The sequence below is a fragment of the Psychroserpens mesophilus genome, from assembly GCF_000826645.1.
Classification (GTDB): Bacteria; Bacteroidota; Bacteroidia; order Flavobacteriales; family Flavobacteriaceae; genus Psychroserpens; species Psychroserpens mesophilus.
On sequence record NZ_JXJP01000006.1, the window covers coordinates 164,113 to 181,167 of the forward strand.

18 protein-coding genes are annotated in these 17,055 nt (G+C 33.1%); 12 read left to right on the forward strand and 6 right to left on the reverse strand.

All coding sequences use genetic code 11. The annotated features are described in order from the left end of the window. Window positions 1–120 precede the first annotated feature (120 nt). The gene (locus tag TD18_RS06870; protein ID WP_040250380.1) at window positions 121–570 is read left to right on the forward strand and encodes a hypothetical protein; all 450 of its coding nucleotides are present in this window, start codon (window positions 121–123) and stop codon (window positions 568–570) included. Next, window positions 570–770, forward strand: a complete 201-nt coding sequence (locus tag TD18_RS06875) for a helix-turn-helix transcriptional regulator (protein ID WP_040250382.1) — start codon at window positions 570–572, stop codon at window positions 768–770. The genes TD18_RS06870 and TD18_RS06875 overlap by 1 nt, the downstream gene beginning before the upstream one ends. A gap of 38 nt (window positions 771–808) precedes the next feature. On the opposite strand, the gene TD18_RS06880 is transcribed toward TD18_RS06875, so the two are convergent. Next, the gene (locus tag TD18_RS06880) at window positions 809–1,483 is read right to left on the reverse strand and encodes an SIR2 family NAD-dependent protein deacylase (protein WP_040250386.1); all 675 of its coding nucleotides are present in this window, start codon (window positions 1,481–1,483) and stop codon (window positions 809–811) included. A 123-nt stretch (window positions 1,484–1,606) separates the two neighbouring features. On the opposite strand from TD18_RS06880, the gene TD18_RS06885 reads away from it, so the two are divergent. The 4 genes from TD18_RS06885 to TD18_RS06900 all read left to right on the forward strand — a co-directional run bounded on the left by TD18_RS06885 (window position 1,607) and on the right by TD18_RS06900 (window position 4,688). Beyond that, the gene (locus TD18_RS06885) at window positions 1,607–2,818 is read left to right on the forward strand and encodes a CHRD domain-containing protein (protein ID WP_040250389.1); all 1,212 of its coding nucleotides are present in this window, start codon (window positions 1,607–1,609) and stop codon (window positions 2,816–2,818) included. Window positions 2,819–2,882: 64 nt separating this feature from the next. After that, on the forward strand, window positions 2,883–3,536 hold the full coding sequence (locus TD18_RS06890) for a TrmH family RNA methyltransferase (RefSeq protein ID WP_040250392.1): 654 nt from the start codon (window positions 2,883–2,885) through the stop codon (window positions 3,534–3,536). Window positions 3,537–3,567: 31 nt separating this feature from the next. Further along, window positions 3,568–3,942: a VOC family protein gene (locus TD18_RS06895; protein WP_040250394.1), complete on the forward strand. Its 375-nt coding sequence runs from the start codon at window positions 3,568–3,570 to the stop codon at window positions 3,940–3,942. Between the two features lie 110 nt (window positions 3,943–4,052). Continuing rightward, on the forward strand, window positions 4,053–4,688 hold the full coding sequence (locus tag TD18_RS06900) for a hypothetical protein (protein WP_152611328.1): 636 nt from the start codon (window positions 4,053–4,055) through the stop codon (window positions 4,686–4,688). On the opposite strand, the gene TD18_RS06905 is transcribed toward TD18_RS06900, so the two are convergent. Then, the gene (locus TD18_RS06905; protein WP_040250397.1) at window positions 4,674–5,459 is read right to left on the reverse strand and encodes a carboxypeptidase-like regulatory domain-containing protein; all 786 of its coding nucleotides are present in this window, start codon (window positions 5,457–5,459) and stop codon (window positions 4,674–4,676) included. The genes TD18_RS06900 and TD18_RS06905 overlap by 15 nt on opposite strands. A gap of 129 nt (window positions 5,460–5,588) precedes the next feature. Further along, window positions 5,589–7,469 carry a DEAD/DEAH box helicase gene (locus TD18_RS06910; protein WP_040250623.1) on the reverse strand — a complete coding sequence of 627 codons (1,881 nt, stop codon included), beginning with the start codon at window positions 7,467–7,469 and terminating at the stop codon, window positions 5,589–5,591. A gap of 394 nt (window positions 7,470–7,863) precedes the next feature. On the opposite strand from TD18_RS06910, the gene TD18_RS06915 reads away from it, so the two are divergent. Continuing rightward, complete coding sequence (locus TD18_RS06915; RefSeq protein ID WP_040250400.1) at window positions 7,864–8,847, forward strand: hypothetical protein; 984 nt, start codon at window positions 7,864–7,866, stop codon at window positions 8,845–8,847. Between the two features lie 169 nt (window positions 8,848–9,016). Here TD18_RS06915 and TD18_RS06920 read toward each other — a convergent pair whose 3' ends face one another. Both TD18_RS06920 and TD18_RS06925 read right to left on the reverse strand, forming a co-directional pair. Then, window positions 9,017–9,862 carry a hypothetical protein gene (locus TD18_RS06920; RefSeq protein WP_040250402.1) on the reverse strand — a complete coding sequence of 282 codons (846 nt, stop codon included), beginning with the start codon at window positions 9,860–9,862 and terminating at the stop codon, window positions 9,017–9,019. A 44-nt stretch (window positions 9,863–9,906) separates the two neighbouring features. Next, on the reverse strand, window positions 9,907–10,488 hold the full coding sequence (locus TD18_RS06925; protein WP_040250405.1) for a non-canonical purine NTP diphosphatase: 582 nt from the start codon (window positions 10,486–10,488) through the stop codon (window positions 9,907–9,909). A gap of 107 nt (window positions 10,489–10,595) precedes the next feature. Here TD18_RS06925 and TD18_RS06930 point away from each other — a divergent pair, with 107 nt between their 5' ends. The 4 genes from TD18_RS06930 to TD18_RS06945 all read left to right on the forward strand — a co-directional run bounded on the left by TD18_RS06930 (window position 10,596) and on the right by TD18_RS06945 (window position 15,490). Further along, entirely contained in the window at window positions 10,596–12,236 is a 1,641-nt protein-coding gene (locus TD18_RS06930; protein WP_040250407.1) for an AMP-binding protein, read from the forward strand. Window positions 12,237–12,343: 107 nt separating this feature from the next. Next, complete coding sequence (gene hpf / locus TD18_RS06935) at window positions 12,344–12,643, forward strand: ribosome hibernation-promoting factor, HPF/YfiA family (protein ID WP_040250411.1); 300 nt, start codon at window positions 12,344–12,346, stop codon at window positions 12,641–12,643. A 123-nt stretch (window positions 12,644–12,766) separates the two neighbouring features. Then, window positions 12,767–14,836 carry a M3 family metallopeptidase gene (locus TD18_RS06940; RefSeq protein WP_040250414.1) on the forward strand — a complete coding sequence of 690 codons (2,070 nt, stop codon included), beginning with the start codon at window positions 12,767–12,769 and terminating at the stop codon, window positions 14,834–14,836. Window positions 14,837–14,842: 6 nt separating this feature from the next. Continuing rightward, complete coding sequence (locus tag TD18_RS06945) at window positions 14,843–15,490, forward strand: hypothetical protein (protein WP_152611329.1); 648 nt, start codon at window positions 14,843–14,845, stop codon at window positions 15,488–15,490. Window positions 15,491–15,493: 3 nt separating this feature from the next. Here TD18_RS06945 and rlmH read toward each other — a convergent pair whose 3' ends face one another. Then, window positions 15,494–15,967 carry a 23S rRNA (pseudouridine(1915)-N(3))-methyltransferase RlmH gene (gene rlmH / locus TD18_RS06950; RefSeq protein WP_040250419.1) on the reverse strand — a complete coding sequence of 158 codons (474 nt, stop codon included), beginning with the start codon at window positions 15,965–15,967 and terminating at the stop codon, window positions 15,494–15,496. Window positions 15,968–16,056: 89 nt separating this feature from the next. On the opposite strand from rlmH, the gene nadC reads away from it, so the two are divergent. Continuing rightward, entirely contained in the window at window positions 16,057–16,917 is an 861-nt protein-coding gene (gene nadC / locus TD18_RS06955) for a carboxylating nicotinate-nucleotide diphosphorylase (protein ID WP_040250421.1), read from the forward strand. The last annotated feature ends 138 nt before the right edge of the window (window positions 16,918–17,055 follow it).

The following is a 17,055-nucleotide window of genomic DNA, read 5'->3' on the forward strand; positions in this document are numbered from 1 at the left end:
AATTATAGTGTTAACTCTGTTTTTAAATAACAGAGTTTTTTTTGGAATATTTAAAAATGTAAAGTATATTTGTCATATAGTAAAAATAATTTTACTTAATATAAAACAAACTTGTCAGTTATGGGAAAACAGAATTATATAGAATGTGAACGAAAAGGACTTGAAAGACTTATAAATTTTAGGTTGCCAGCCTATTTTAATAAAGTTGGTTTATTAATTGCAGGCTTATCAATAGCTGCCATGTTTTATCGAGCCTTTGCTTTAGAAGGCGATACAGAATGGTTGAAGCTTGTTTTACAAAAGACACTATTAATTGGAATGTTGCTCATGTCTGTTGCCAGAGATAAAGATGAAGATGAATTGGTTGTGAAATTGAGAATGCAATCTTATACCTATGCTTTTATAGCAGGTGTTATTTATGCTTTGGTTATGCCTTTGGTTGATTATGGTGTTTCTAATGCTTTAAAACCAGAAGGCGAAGCATTTCATGATTTAGGCGATTTTCAGGTTTTGTTATTTATTCTTATGGTGCAGTTGTTATGTTTTAATGCTTTAAAACGTATGAGATAATGGAAAACACAATAAAAGTAGAGCGCGCTATTTTGAGTCTGACTCAAGATGATCTTGCAAAAAAAATTGGCGTTTCCAGACAAACTATAAACTCGATTGAAGCAAACAGATATGTACCCTCTACGGTTTTAGCTTTAAAGCTTTCAGATGTATTCGATAAGCCTGTTAACGACTTTTTTAAACTTTCAGAAGATGATTAAAGTTGTTTTATTGCTAGTGATAATTATAATAGAAGTAATTACAGTAGTGTTTTAAGGATTTTCAATCCTTGTGTAGCCGTTTCAGGGATTACTTTGAAATGACCTTGACTTTCCATGGCAGGATTAGGGTCAATAAAATAAGTTACAGTATTTTCAGGAACATAATGTATTAAACTAGCTGCAGGATAGACTTGCATGGAAGTTCCAATTATGACCAACGTGTCAGCTGTTGCACATATGGCCATAGCTTCTTCAATCATAGGTACTGCTTCACCAAACCATACTATATGAGGTCGCAACTGATAGCCTTTCGGGCAAACATCACCAAGAACAAGATCATTACTCCAGGATTGAATGTCAATTTCATTTCCTGTACTTCTTACTTTTAAGAGTTCACCATGTAAATGAATAACGTTACTGCTGCCAGCACGTTCATGTAAATCATCAACATTTTGAGTAATGATAGTAACATTAAAATCAGTTTCTAATTGTGCTAAATCAAAATGTGCTGCATTAGGTTCGACGTCTAATAATTGTTTACGACGCTGATTGTAGAATTCTAAAACTAATTCTGGATTTCGACGAAAACCTTCAGGTGTTGCAACTTCCATAACATCATGTCCTTCCCATAATCCGTTGGCATCTCTAAAGGTTTTTAATCCACTTTCGGCACTCATACCAGCACCAGTTAATACAACAATGTGTTTTTTCATAGTTCATTTAAAATATTAAAATTAAACATTTCAGTGAATTGCGTCAACATAATTCGGGATTGCATCAATTAAAAATTAAAGATAAGCCTAGATTGAAAACGAATCAATAAAACAAAAAATATTATGAAAACATTAGTAAAACTTCTATTAATTATTCCTGTAGCATTCTTTACCAGTTGCAGTAGTGATGATGACGCTATACAGGTAGGTGACCCTTTTATGGGAGATACCAAAACATATCAATTAGTGTCAGTTGCTGATCCTGCAATTTCAGGAGAAGCAAAATTTATTGAAAATCTAGATGGCTCGACCACAATAGAACTTCAATTGGTTGGAACACCAACAGGTGGTATTCATCCAGCACATATTCATTTTAATACAGCAGCAGAGTCAGGTGACATTGCTATAACCTTAGAATCTGTAAATGGAGATACCGGATTTAGTACCACTACTGTGTCTGCTCTAAACGATGACCAAGGAGGAACAGCAATTTCTTATGACCAACTGTTAGATTTTGATGGCTATATTAACGTGCATTTTAGTGCTACGGACTTAGGTACTATAGTGGCTCAAGGCGATATCGGACAAAATGGTTTAACAGGCAACACTGTGGTTTATGATTTAGCAACTGCAGATGTTCCCAACATTAGTGGAACAGCAACTTTTTCTGAACGTGAAAACGGGGAGGCTTTAGCTGTGATAGCGTTAGATGGAACTTTTGATACAGACATTCATCCTGGGCATATTCATATGAATACAGCTGCTGAAGGCGGAGCCATAGCGTTTACCTTTAATCCTGTGATTGGATTTACAGGTATTAGCCAAACAAATGTTTCTGCACTTGACGATAACTCAAGTTTTGGATACACAGATATATTAGATTTTGATGGCTATATCAATATTCATTTAGCTGCCGATGATTTAGGAACTATAGTAGCTCAAGGTGATATTGGTCAAAATGATTTAACAGGAAACTCGGTAACATATAATCTAGCAACAGTTGACGTTCCAGGAATTAATGGTTTTGCTGTGTTTTTCGAAAGAAATAATGGCGAAGCGCTGGCCTTGTTGTCTTTGGTAGGAACACCAAATGATGGAACGCATCCTGCACATATTCATATGGGAAGCGTGGCTACTGCGCCTGGAAGCATTTTATACACCTTTACTCCAGTTGATGGTTTAACAGGTATGAGTGTGTCAAATGTTGCTGCACTTGACGATGATACCGCATTTGGATATGACGATGTGTTATCTGTAGATGGTTATATCAATGTGCATTTAAGTGTGAATGAATTAGCAACATTAGTTGCTCAAGGAGATATTGGAATAAATTAATAAGAATTAGATAAAAATAACTTGAATCCCAGCCTTTTGGTTGGGTTTTTTTATTTTTACATCTATGATAGATTTAAAGCTTCTGGAACATTTAGAATCATACCTGACAGAATCTCGTAAAGAGCGTTTTATAAAAGTATTGTCGCAACGTACAAAACATTTTACAGTAGCTACTGAAGACGTCTATCAATTACATAATACAAGTGCAGTAATTAGAAGTTGTGATGTATTTGGCATTCAGGAAGTTCATATTGTAGAAGAATTAAACAGTAAGCGTATAGATCGTGAAATTGCTATGGGAGCACAAAAATGGGTGGATTTAAATCGGTATAATTCTGTTAAGGATGCCATTTCATCATTAAAACATAAAGGTTATCAAATTGTAGCGACAACTCCTCATGAAAACGATGCTATGCTTCATGATTTTGATGTGACCAAGAAGTCTTGTTTTTTCTTCGGAAGAGAGACCGAAGGCTTATCTCAGGAGGTTATCGATCACGCAGATTGTTTTTTAAAAATTCCCATGTCTGGATTTACAGAGAGTTTGAATATTTCAGTTTCAGCAGCTATCATTTTACAGCATGTCACTACAAAATTAAAGCAATCAAATTTAAATTGGCAACTCACTGAAGCCGAACAGCAAGAGAAACGTTTAGATTGGTGTAAAAAGACGATTAAAAGTTATGACGATATTATTGAGCGTTTTTACCAAGAATAATTGAAATAGTAAAACTTATTAATTTTTTAATATGAAACAAAATGTGGTAGGCTGGTTTGAAATTCCAGTAAATGATATGGATAGAGCAAAGCGATTCTATGAAACTGTTTTTGAAATAGAAGTATCAATTCATGACTTTGGAGGCATGTTAATGGGTTGGTTTCCTTTTGACGAATCTAAACCTGGAGCAACAGGAACTTTAATTAAGCAAGAATCGTATATACCCAGTCAGGAAGGTACATTAGTGTATTTCAATTCAGTTGATGTTCAACTTGAATTAGACAGAGTCGTTTCAGCTGGAGGAAATATTTATCAACCTAAAACTCAAATTTCTCCCGAACATGGTTTTATGGGAGCTTTTATTGATTCAGAAGGGAATAGAATCGCCTTACATTCGCGACAATAATATGTTAATTAATGCTAATAGTCTGATATTTTGGCATTTAAAGTGATATAGTTTGTTATCCGATTTTAGATTGATAGATTCGTTTTAATTAGCTATTAAATTAAAATAAGATGAGTGTTTTGGTCCATCAATTTAAAACGCTGCTCTTCCCATTTTTGATAATTTCTATTGTCGGACTCGTCATGTTAGGGACATTATTGAGCATTCATTTTTATGAAAATGTACCATTAGAAATTCTTACAAATGATTTAGCAGTAATTGGAGAGCTTCCTATTTATGCAGGAATTCTATCCCAAACAGGTATTTTGTTATGGTCTGCGACTGCAGCAATTTGTGTGTATAGTATTCAGTTTATTGAAACTATCGAGCATAAGAGTTTTATAAAAGCTTCAATTTATATCACATTGCTTCTTGGTTTAGACGATGCTTTTATGTTTCATGAAACCTTATTTCCGTCTTTGGGAATACATCAAAAAGTAGTGTTTCTGGCCTATGGTATCATGATGTTGGTATATCTATATAAATATTATAAACTTATTCTTACTACAGACTTTATACTGTTTGTACTTGCTTTGGGATGGTTTGGAATTTCGATGCTTATCGATAATTTTATTCGAGATGTAACGCCTTACATTACTAAACTCTTAGAAGATGGTACTAAATTTATTGGAATCGTGACGTGGTTAGTATATTTTGCAAGAACTACAAAACAATTTCAACTACAGAAATCTTTAAAATCTGCCTGATTTCGTACTGCTTCGACTTAGAACTTTGTATTCTTCGTAGCATTCACTAATCGCATCAAGGACTTGAAGATCGTTAGCCGTTTCAATAAAATCTTTAGAGTAATTACACTGATTTATAATTTCGTCTAAGTCATATTTATCGACTTGTAGCAAGACCAAAAGCATTTCTCGATCAAAGCGCGATGCTAGATTATTCCTAATCTCATCATCTTGCTTCATTTTTTTGAGCTTACGCAATTCGTTGGGTTTTTTTCCAAAGATGTTGTGTAAGAAATCTGCTGGATTAAAAATAGCACCTAGCACTTTATTAACTGCATTAGGTCTTCGGTCTCCAGCTTCATAACCTTTGTTTGACAGGCCTGAAATACTATATCTGTAATTCGATTTTATAGGAACTTGTTTAATATCTACAGCTAAATAACCCGTTAATTTTAATTGATTCACGACAACTTCCTCTAAAGCCAAAGCCAATTCAGTCATGCCTATTTTGGTTTTCCCAAATTTAAGCCAATCGTTAGTCACTCTTACTTTTATCGATTTATAACCTAAATACGAGAAATGTAGCGTATCATTGACATTCGCCTTAATTTCAAATTCACCATCGTCGTTAGATGAGGTACCTATGACTTGATTCAAATTCACAATATTTACACGATCTATGGGTAAATCTGTTGAGACATCAATAACGGTTCCCATTACAGATGTTGGATCTTGAGCATAACAAATTACAGTTGTAAAAAAAAGGAAAGCAAATGCTTGTAGGTGTCTCATGTATTAAAATTACGATATAAAAGTAGTAAACAATATTAAAAAACGGTATTTATGCCTCATAATTTGACTTAATATTAACAAGAAGGTTTAAAAAAACCTCGCAACACAATTGTTACGAGGTTTATATATTTAATCTCTACGTCTTGAACGTCTTGGTCTGTCAGAGACCGAACTACTTTCTGATCGTCTAGGAGGTCTTGAGTCTCCTCCAGAACTTCGTCGGTCACTTCTGTTTCCAGAACCAGAATCACTTCGTCTTCCTGATGAACGTCTATCACTTCTGTTTCCAGAACCAGAATCACTTCGTCTTCCCGATGAGCGTCTTTCACCTCTTGGTTTACTATCATTGCGTTTTCGGTTTCCACCATCTCGACGTCCACCACGACTTCTTCCACCTTTATCTTCACTAACTTCAACATTAACAAATCGTCCGTCATGCTTGTAATCTGTAAAAAAGGCAAGTACCTTTTCCTGTAACTCTTTTTCAGTATTAAAAAATGAAAAACTATCTTTAACATCGACTTTAAACACATCGTCACGACCTAACTCTAAAACTTCTTTTAAGAAATCTTTCAGTTTCATCCAGTCATAACCATCTTTTCGTCCTACATTAATAAAGTATCGTGTTTCGTTTTTGCTTCCACCATAATCTCGTCCGCTTTCGCGTTCGCTTCCACGAGAGGAATCACTAACGTTAAGGTCTTTCGATTTTTGATAGTAATTAAAGAAACGTGTAAATTCAACAGAAAAGAATTTTTTTATCAATTCATCCTTATCAGTATCAGCAAATAAGTTGTTAATACTATCAAGATATTTATCAATTTCATGATTTACCTCAGTATTATGGATTTTATTTGCGAGTGACATTAGCTGCACTTCGCAGATTTCCATACCATCAGGAATTTCTTTTTTCTCAAATTCTTTCTTAATGATGCGTTCGATACTTTTAATTTTACGAACCTCACTTTTAGAAACAATTACCATCGAAACACCTGTTTTTCCTGCACGACCAGTACGACCAGAACGATGCGTATAGGTTTCAATTTCATCTGGTAACTGGTAATTAATAACGTGTGTAATATCGTCAACATCAATACCACGAGCCGCAACATCTGTCGCAACTAGCATTTGTATTTGTTTGTTTCTAAACGATTTCATCACCAAATCACGTTGGTTCTGACTTAAATCACCATGTAAAGCGCCTGCACTATAACCATCTTCGATTAAGTTTTCAGCAACTTTTTGAGTGTCGCGTTTGGTTCGACAGAAAATCACAGAAAAGATATCTGGATTAGCATCGGATAAACGTTTTAAAGCCTGGTAACGATCTCTAGCATTTACCAGATAGTATTCGTGAGAAACTTGATTTGTACTTTCATTTTTATTTCCTACTGTAATTTCAATAGGACTATGCATGAATTTTTTTGCAATATTAGAGACCTCTTTTGGCATCGTTGCAGAAAACAACCATGTGTTTTTATCTTTTGGTGTATGCGATAAGATATCTGTAATATCTTCATAAAAACCCATGTTTAACATTTCATCGGCTTCATCTAAAACAGAAAATTCAATTTTAGAAATATCAACCATATTTCTGCTAATCATATCTTTCATACGACCAGGAGTAGCCACAATAATTTGTGCGCCACGTTTTACAGATCTAGCTTGGTCTGTGATACTTGCTCCACCATAAATGGCAGTCACATTAAGTCCTTTGCAATACTTTCCATAGAGTTTTAGTTCGTTGGTAATTTGCAAACACAACTCACGAGTAGGAGAGAGAATCAATCCTTGTGTGGTGCGACTATCAATATTTATTTTTTGTAGCATTGGAAACCCAAATGCTGCAGTTTTACCTGTTCCTGTTTGCGCCAAGGCAACCAAATCGGTATCTTTTTCTAATAAAATTGGAATTGCTTTTGCTTGTACATCACTAGGCGTTTCAAATCCTAAATCGTTAATAGCAGCTAATAGGTCTTCATTGAGACCGAGTTCTTTGAATGTGTTCATTCGTTTGTTTTGTATTCGATTATGTTCTTTGGTGTTACAAAAGAAGCGAATCGACATACTAAACACTTAAACTTCTAGGTAACACATCCTCACTCTGAGGAATTTACAAAATCCTAACTACGGATTTTTTCAAGGTGCAAAGATAGACTATTATTTGGATATTCAATATTCTGGTGTACTTACATTTGTCATCACCTTCAAACGACATTTCTTTAAGTAGTTTATTCAACATTACCATGTACTGTTTTTTTTACTAATTCTCTCGTGAAAATATGATGTAAAATGATCAATATCATTGTAAGATTTTGGCTTTTCCCTTAACTTTTCAATAGTTAAAAGGTGAGAAAAATTTACTCAATGTTGAGTATTTACTAATATATAAAACTTAATAATTATGAAAACTACTAAATTTATTACAAGCGTTTTTTCTATTCTCATTATGTTTTGTTTTGCCCTAATGTTTACAGGGTGTAATAATGATGACGATGGAAATATTGATAATCCTGCAACCATAACGTATCGAGTTGCAGAAAAAGTTAGCACTGAAATTTCAGGTTCAAATATGTATGAAGATAAATCTCTTTATAATTATCTTGATAAACGTCTCATAGAAATTATTGAACTTGATAAGGAAAACGGTACTTGGGTAGAAGACAGAAAAACAGAATTTGATTATGAAGGTGACTGGGTGTATTCTACGCGCTTTTACAAAGATGGAGATGATTGGGTTGAGCAAGAAATGCAGTCATCACAGGAAATAAAAATTGTAAACGGGAAAGTTGTAGAAATCAAATATACCTACATGAATTTTGTTTCCAGACAAGTTTTTACCTATAGTGGCTCTAAATTAATCAAAGTTGAGAGTTATGATAATGGAGAATTACATTATAAATATGTCTGTACCTATAATGGCGAAAACCTACAGGAAATTATTGAATACAGTTATTATGAAGGTGTCGAAGAGTTAGATTATAAATATGAATTTTCATATACCAATGGTAATTTAACAGAGTTATTGGAGTTCTACTACAACAATGATATTTGGGAAATTTCTGATAAAACTGTTTATCATTATTCTGGAAATAAAGTCATTCAAATTGACGATTATGACTACTATAATAATAGTTGGCAATTGGACGATAGCATATATTACAGCTATAATACACAAGGACTTTTAGAATCTATTTCGGAGAGTGGTGATGGTTGGACTTGGGAAGAAATTTACACCTATGAAGTTGGTGTAGGAAACTATAAGTTAATTGATGAAGATGGAAGTTATTACGAGATCTTTAATTATCCAACAACCCAAAGAATGAGTGAAACTCCTGTAAGTACAGATGACAGAAAGTTCAAATTGAAACAGTTTCTATTGCGTTAGAATGCAACACACAGCATACAGTGTTTTTCTCAAATGTTACTAATTCGTGAACTTTTGTATATAAAAAAGACCTTACTCAAAAGTAAGGTCTTTTTAGTTGTTGAATTATTTAGTAGTAATTATCGAACGACCTTGTTGTGATGAGCTCCACTTTTATATCTCAGAACAGTCAGTTGTAAAAATAATCAATTTTAAAAACGAGATGATTGTTCTCATCTATTGTCACTCTACTGGTTGGATAACCATTAGTATAAGTCCATTCGAAGGTGTGCGAAAATAAACTGTTTGCTACTGATAGGTGATATTTTGGAACAATTGCAATATCACTAAATACAGCGCTTCCAATATTGTTTTCATATAGCACGTAATTGTTTTTATAGTCTCCAAACATAAAATTTCTAAAAAATTGGAAATTATTAGGAGGAAGTAGATTCTGATCGTAAGTGTAAGTTGATAAAGGTATTGCTGATGAATTGAGTGACATTACATTATAATCTTCATCATATTGAATTTCAATAGTTTCATTAGAATTAACCTCTTTGTAAATAATTCCATCATTATTAAGCTGAAAAATTTTTGTGGTTATTTCTCCATTGTCATTGTTTTCACTAGTTATAAATTGATCTTCATATGTGAAAGAAGTCGTGCTTGTGTAGGTATTAGTTATCTCAGTTGTTTGACTTATTCTACCTAAACCATCATAATCTATAAGAAATTCTTCAATTTGATTTGACGCAGAACTACTAACTTTTCTAAGAACTAATCTGTCATTTTCATAAAAGAAGTTGATGTAAATCCATGTATCATTTGAAATACTGTAAATGGAATCAACTATTGGCCTGTTATTTACATAGGTTTTACTGTTGATGATTTCTGGTTCACCAAGCACAAAAGAGGTTGAAATAATTTTAGATACTAAGTGTTGTTGTGAGACATCATTTACAATAGAGGGAGAATCGTCTGTGTTACAAGAATAACAAGTAATGATAAAGAAAACCAGTAAAATTTTTTTCATACAATAAATATTTATGTCTAAAACTAAACTAAAAAATTAAAGAATCATCTTGATGTAATCATTAGAAAATCAATCAGCTTTTGAATGGCTTTGCCACGATGTCCAATCTTGTTTTTCTCTTCTAAAGACATTTCTGCGAATGTTTTATCATAACCTTCGGCTTTAAAAATTGGATCATAGCCAAAGCCACCTTGTCCATGCTTGGTTTGGGTGATTTCGCCTTTACAAATCCCAGTAAAAGTTTCTAATTCACCATGGAGATGCAGTGCGATAACTGTTTTAAACTGGGCAATTCTATGAGCTTTTTCTTCAAGATTACGTAGTAATTGATTCATATTATCATTCGCATCGCGTTGTTCGCCAGCATAACGCGCACTATAAACACCTGGTTCATTGTTTAATGCTTTAATTTCTAAGCCAGTGTCATCTGCAAAGCAATCAAACCCATAATGTTCTTTTATATATTCAGCTTTCTGAATGGCATTTCCTTCAATTGTTAATTGGGTTTCCGGAAGGTCTTCAAAACAACCAATATCTTTTAGGCTTAAGAGTTTGATGTGCTTTGGAATTAGGGATTGTACCTCTTTAAGTTTGTTGAGGTTATTTGTGGCGAAAACGAGTTGCATGATCTTTAAATTTGTGCTATCAAAGATACTTTAATGCATTCATTTTTTTGTTATTCTTTTACTCAAAAACTTTAGCTATCTTTAGTTTCTACTAACTACAAACAAGAATGCAAGAATTTAAATCACCTCTTGAAGCCTTTCTTTATTGGGAAGCAGAATCACTAAACCAGATTTTTTTAAATCAGCCAGTTAGTGGAAATAAACTCACATTTACGTTCAAAGAGGCTGGACTAGAAGCTCGTAAGATAGCTGCTTATCTCAAATCTTTAAATCTTCCTGACCGAAGTCATATTGCTCTGTTTTCAAAAAATTGTGCCCATTGGGTTATGGCAGATTTGGCTATTATGATGGCTGGTTTTGTTTCAATTCCCATATATCCTACATTGAATAGTACAACAATGCACCAGATTTTGAATCACAGTGATACCAAAGCTATTATAGTTGGTAAATTAGATGATTATAAGTCTCAAAAAGAAGGCATACCAGATATTCCGAGAATTAGTATTGGACTTTTTGGAGTTTTTGATGGAATTGTATGGGAAGATATTATTGAAAACACAAAACCGTTAATTGAGGTGCAACAAACAGATTCAAACGCACTTCATACTATTATTTACACTTCTGGAACTACAGGAACACCCAAAGGTGTGATGCATTCTGGTAGTAATTTTATGGAATCGTCGTCTACTTTAGTTCGTGAATTTACCTTAGATAACAAACCAAAGTTATTTTCTTATTTGCCTTTAGCTCATGTGGCAGAACGATTGCTTATAAATGCAGGAATGGTATTGGGAGGATCTATTACGTTTGCCGAATCTCTTGATACTTTTGCTAAAGATTTAGAAGCCGTTCAGCCAAATTTGTTTTTTGCTGTACCAAGAATATGGACGAAGTTCAGGGAAAAAATTCTAGAGTCTATTCCACAGAAAAACCTTAATGTTTTATTGAAAATTCCATTTATTAATAAATTAATTATCAATAAATTAAAGCAAAAATTAGGACTTAAAGAGGCTGTTTTTATTGCTTCAGCTGCAGCACCAATTGCTTCAGAAATTGTACAATGGTACCTGAAGCTGGATATCACAATCTATCAAGGTTATGGAATGACAGAAGATTGTTGTGTGTCTCATTTTAATAAACCTGGTGCTAGTAAAATAGGTTCAGTGGGTAAAACCTTTGATAATGTAAGAGCTAAATTGTCTCCTGAAGGTGAAATTTGTATTAAAAATAAATGTTTAATGATGGGCTATTATAAAGCTCCGGAGTTAACAGCTCAAGTTTTTGATGATGAAGGCTATCTGAAAACTGGTGATATGGGAGAATTTGATCACGACGGATTTTTAAGCATTGTTGGCCGTGTTAAAGATCAGTTTAAAACCGATAAGGGCAAATATATCTCTCCATCGCATATTGAGTTATTGATGGCAGGCAATACAGACATTGAACAAATATGTATTGTGGGAATTGGAATTCCGCAGCCTATCGCTTTAATAACCTTATCTGAACTTGGTAGGGCAAAGTCAAGTCAAGATTTAATTCGGTCACTTCAAACAAGTATGTCAGCTATTAATCCGTCTCTTGAAAAACATGAACGTCTAGAAAAAGTAGTGATTATGAAAGAGGATTGGAACGTTGCTAACGGATTGACAACACCGAGTATGAAAGTTAAGCGCAACAGTATCGAGAAAATTCATCAGGAGTTCTATTCAACTTGGTTTGATATGTCGGAAATTGTAATCTTTGAATAGATGTATAGAATGTCAAATTTACCAATACTTTATGATTTTTGTCATTCAAAAATACTTTTCAATTTCGTAAATTTAGATATTAAAATTAATTAAAAACAAGATCGATTATGAATGTAAATATCAGATATGTCAATGTTGACGTGAGCGAAACTTTAAACACATTTACAGAAGAAAAACTAGCAAAATTATTCAATAGATATGAATTTTTAATAGGAGCAGCGGTTAGATTCAAACAAGACGACAATAGTCACACGAAGGGTAAAATCTGTGACATAGAATTAAGTTTACCTGGCCCTCGAATATTCGCAACTTCTGATGAAGCACAGTATGAAGTCGCTGTAAGAGAAACTATTAAAGATTTAGAAAAGCAATTAAAAAAACGAAAAGAAGTGTTTAATACACATTAATTCTTTAAATTTTATACGTTAAGGCCTTGTGTAATTCGAAAGAATTTCATGAGGCTTTTTTTCTATATGAAGTATTTATAGTTTAGGAATGATATATTTGTAACGACTTAAATTTTATTTCAAATGAAAAAACTAACTGCTGTTATTGTATTATTGTCACTTATGAATTGTTCTGAAAAAGAAACTCAAAAACAACATACTGAATTACAAAAAGACAATCCGTTCAACGTTGCTTTGAATGAGCCTTTTGATTATGCTAAAGTTACTGGTGAATCTATTCAAGAGTATGTGAGTTACGAAATTGAAAAGGCCAATCTTATCCTTGAAAATATTAAAAAAGAAGCCTCTCCAACATTAGAAAATACGTTTCTTCCATTTGATGCAGCAATGAATAAATTAGGTCAGGCTGGTAGAAATTCATTCATGTTGTACTGGACATCAACTGATTCTATTACAAGAGCTAAAGGTTTAGAGTATTCGCAAAAAGTAGATTCTTTAAATACTGCTATTACATCAGATAAAACCTTATTTAACCAATTCGAAACCTTTAAGGCTTCTGATGCTTATTCTGAATTGAATGACAGAAGACAACGCTTTGTTGATGATATTATCAAAGAATTTGTGCAATCTGGCGTTAATCTTTCAGAAGATAAATTAGAAAAATTTAAAACTCTTAAGTCTGAAATTACCGATTTAACCTCTCAGTATTCCACGAATATGAATACGGCTAACTTAGTATTAACATTAGATGAAGCAGGAGCAGACGGACTACCAGAAAGTTTTAAAGACACCTACAGAACTGAAAACGGCACTTACGAAATTCCTGCTCAACCTTCAACTGGAGGACCAGTTATGGATAATGCCACGCGTCCTGAAACCAGAAAGCAATACCAAATGTTGTATTCAAATCGAGGTGCCGAAAAAAATATTGACATCTTAAATCAGTTGGTAAAAAAGCGTTATCAACTCTCACAATTAATGGGTTATAAATCTTATGCTGAATATAATTTAGTTCCTAAAATGGCTAGTAATCCAGAAACAGTATGGAAGTTTATTGAAGATTTAGTAGCCGAATCTAAAGAAAAAGCAATTCAGGATATTGAAATACTAAAAACAGCCAGAAAAAAACTAGATAATATTGATACTGACAAAGCTTTAAATCCTTGGGATGTTTCCTATTATAAAAATCAAATCTTAAAAACCGACTACCAGGTTGATACTGAAAAAATTCGAGAATATTTACCTGTTGACGCATGCTTAGAAGGCTTGTTCGACTTGTATCAAGAACTTCTGGACTTAGAGTTCAGAAAAATAGAAAATGCTTCAGTATGGCATGAAGATGTGCAAGCATATGAGGTATTTGAAAATGGCACCTTAAAAGGTCGCTTCTATTTAGATTTATATCCACGACCATTTAAAGAATCCTGGTTTTACGCAGTGCCTTTATCAACAGGTAAACAAATGGAAAATGGTTATGAAGTTCCTGTAGCTATGCTTTTAGGCAATTTTACAAAAGGAACTGATAAAATCCCGTCTATGATTTCTCATAACGAATTAAGTACGTTGTTTCATGAGTTCGGACATATTATGGATGCTATGGCTTATGAAGGCGAATACAGTTTACAAGCCGATACAAAAAGTGATTTTGTAGAAGCGATGTCACAAATTTTTGAAAACTGGATTTGGGATTATAACACCTTAAGTGCTTTTGCAAAACACTATGAAACAGGAGAAGTTTTACCTAAAGCACTGTTTGATAATATGGTCAATGCTAAAAACGTATCGTCTGGTTTATCAGCTCAAGGCTCATTGAGAAACTGTATTTATGATATGAATTTATATGACAAATATAATCCGAATCAACCTTTAGATACAGACCAGCTATGGAAAGACATTGATAAACAAATGGGTGTAATGGATTGGTATATTGAAGGAACTCATCCTCAGGCAAGTTGGATTCATATCAATACACATCCAGTATATTATTATGGGTATTTATGGTCTGAAGTCTATGCACAGGATATGTTTACCGTATTTGAGAAGAATGGATTGCGTGACCAGCAAACAGGTGTGAAGTATAGAAAATTAATTTTAGCAAATGGAAGTCAGCGACCAGTTGATGAAACTGTTGAAGAGTTTTTAGGACGACCTATGAATAACAAAGCATATATCAAAAGTCTTGGCTTGGAGTAAACCGTAATGAAACACACAAAATACATTTTTATTTTTTGTTCGTTTTTGTTTTTGTCTAACTACAAAAGCTATAAAGAGTATGAGTTTGATTACATAATAGAATATTCATCTTCAATTCACGGTTCAGAACCTTATTCAGTTTTTTACTTAACGAATTCAAAAGACAATAGTTATTGGGCTAGTTTTTATAATTTAAATGAAGAGAGCTTTAATCTCACATTTAGAAAACATGGTAGTATAAGTAGAAGAGTTGTAATAAATAAAAAAGAGTTTTACAAAGCGGAAACTATTTTTATGGAAAGAGGATTTGCACACGTGAAAGCTATTTCAGAGCGTTCTGCAAAAAAGACTGGTTTTTTAAAATTAAATGATACTATAATTAATAATACAACTCATCAACATTTCGAATTCAAGACATTGAAGTCAAAAAAGAAGGATTTAGTTATTCATTATATAATTGAGCCTAGTACAGAAAATCATTTACCAGTACTTTTCTATCCTGATGCTTATATAGAATGGAAGGTTGAAAAAAACTTGCCTAATGGGATTTTTAAAGAACTTTATTATACCAATGACAATAATGAATTCTTAGAAAATCATTTAAAGCTGGTAGGTTATCAACCATACAATAAAGTGATAAGAATGAGATTTTAATTTTCATCTATGATGATAAGGCTCATTTCGTAAAATCGTAAAGCCACGATACAATTGTTCAATCACAAACAAGCGAATCATTTGATGGGAAAAGGTCATTTTTGACAAGGACAGTTTTCCATTTGCTTTTTGATATACTTCTTGAGAAAAACCATAAGGTCCACCAATAACAAACACCAGTTGCTTAATTCCAGAATTCATGTGTTTTTGTAAATAGTTTGAAAAGGCTACAGAATCCAGCTGCTTTCCATTTTCATCTAATAAAATCAGTACATCTGTAGGATTTAGTTTGTTTAAAATGAGTTCGCCTTCCTTTTGCTTTTGTTGGTCTTCACTAAGATTTTTAGCTTTTTTTAAATCAGGAATAATATCAAACTCAAATTTTACATAAAAGCCCAGACGTTTTTGATAATCATCAATAAGCGCTTGTAATTGTTTATTGTCGGTTTTGCCAATGGCAAGAAGTTTAATTGTCATAGGTCAAAGTTATACTTTTTTAGAATTTGAAATTTATTTTTTAAAATTTTTTAAGATGCAATTAGTATTTTTACAACAAATACTCATCTATGATTTCTAAAGAACAATTCAACAAAGAAATAGATTTAATTATCGCAAACGCTATCAGAGAAGATGTAGGTGATGGTGATCACAGTTCGTTAGCTTGTATTCCTGCAACTGCGATGGGAAAAGCCAAACTTTTAGTGAAAGATGAAGGTGTTATTGCTGGCGTGGAATTCGCTAAAATGGTCTTTGCTTATGTCGATAAAGACATGACTGTTGAAACTTTAATAGAAGACGGAAGTCAGGTAAAATATGGTGATATTGTGTTTTACGTGGAAGGCGCTTCGCAATCTATTTTGAAAGCTGAACGTTTAGTATTGAATGCCATGCAACGCATGAGCGCAATTGCTACAAAAACCAAGCAGTTTGTAGATTTATTGGAAGGTACAGGAACTAAAATTTTAGATACCAGAAAAACCACGCCTGGAATCAGAGCTTTAGAAAAATGGGCTGTTAAAATTGGAGGAGGAGAGAACCACAGATTTGCATTGTATGATATGATCATGTTGAAAGATAATCATATTGATTTTGCAGGTGGTGTTTCTAAAGCAATTCAGTTAACAAAGCAATATTTGAAAGATACTGGACGAGACCTGAAAATAATTGTTGAAGCCCGAAATCTGGCAGAAATCAAAGCGATTTTAAATGAAGGCGGTGTGTATCGAATTTTAATTGATAATTTTAATTACGAAGATACCAGAACTGCTGTAAAATTAATTGGAAATCAATGCTTGACAGAATCTTCAGGTGGTATTAATGAAAAAACACTTAGAAAGTATGCCGAATGTGGTGTCGATTATATTTCTTCTGGTGCATTAACGCACTCTGTTTTTAATAAAGATTTGAGTCTGAAGGCTGTGGAATGAGGTTTTTTTTAAAAAGGCATTAGGCATAAGGCATTAGCTAGGAAAACATAAGGCATAAGAAATTAGTGAGGAGTTATTTGAACGAGATAATTGAATTATTTTTCTTATCACTTATCACTTATCACTTATCACTTATCA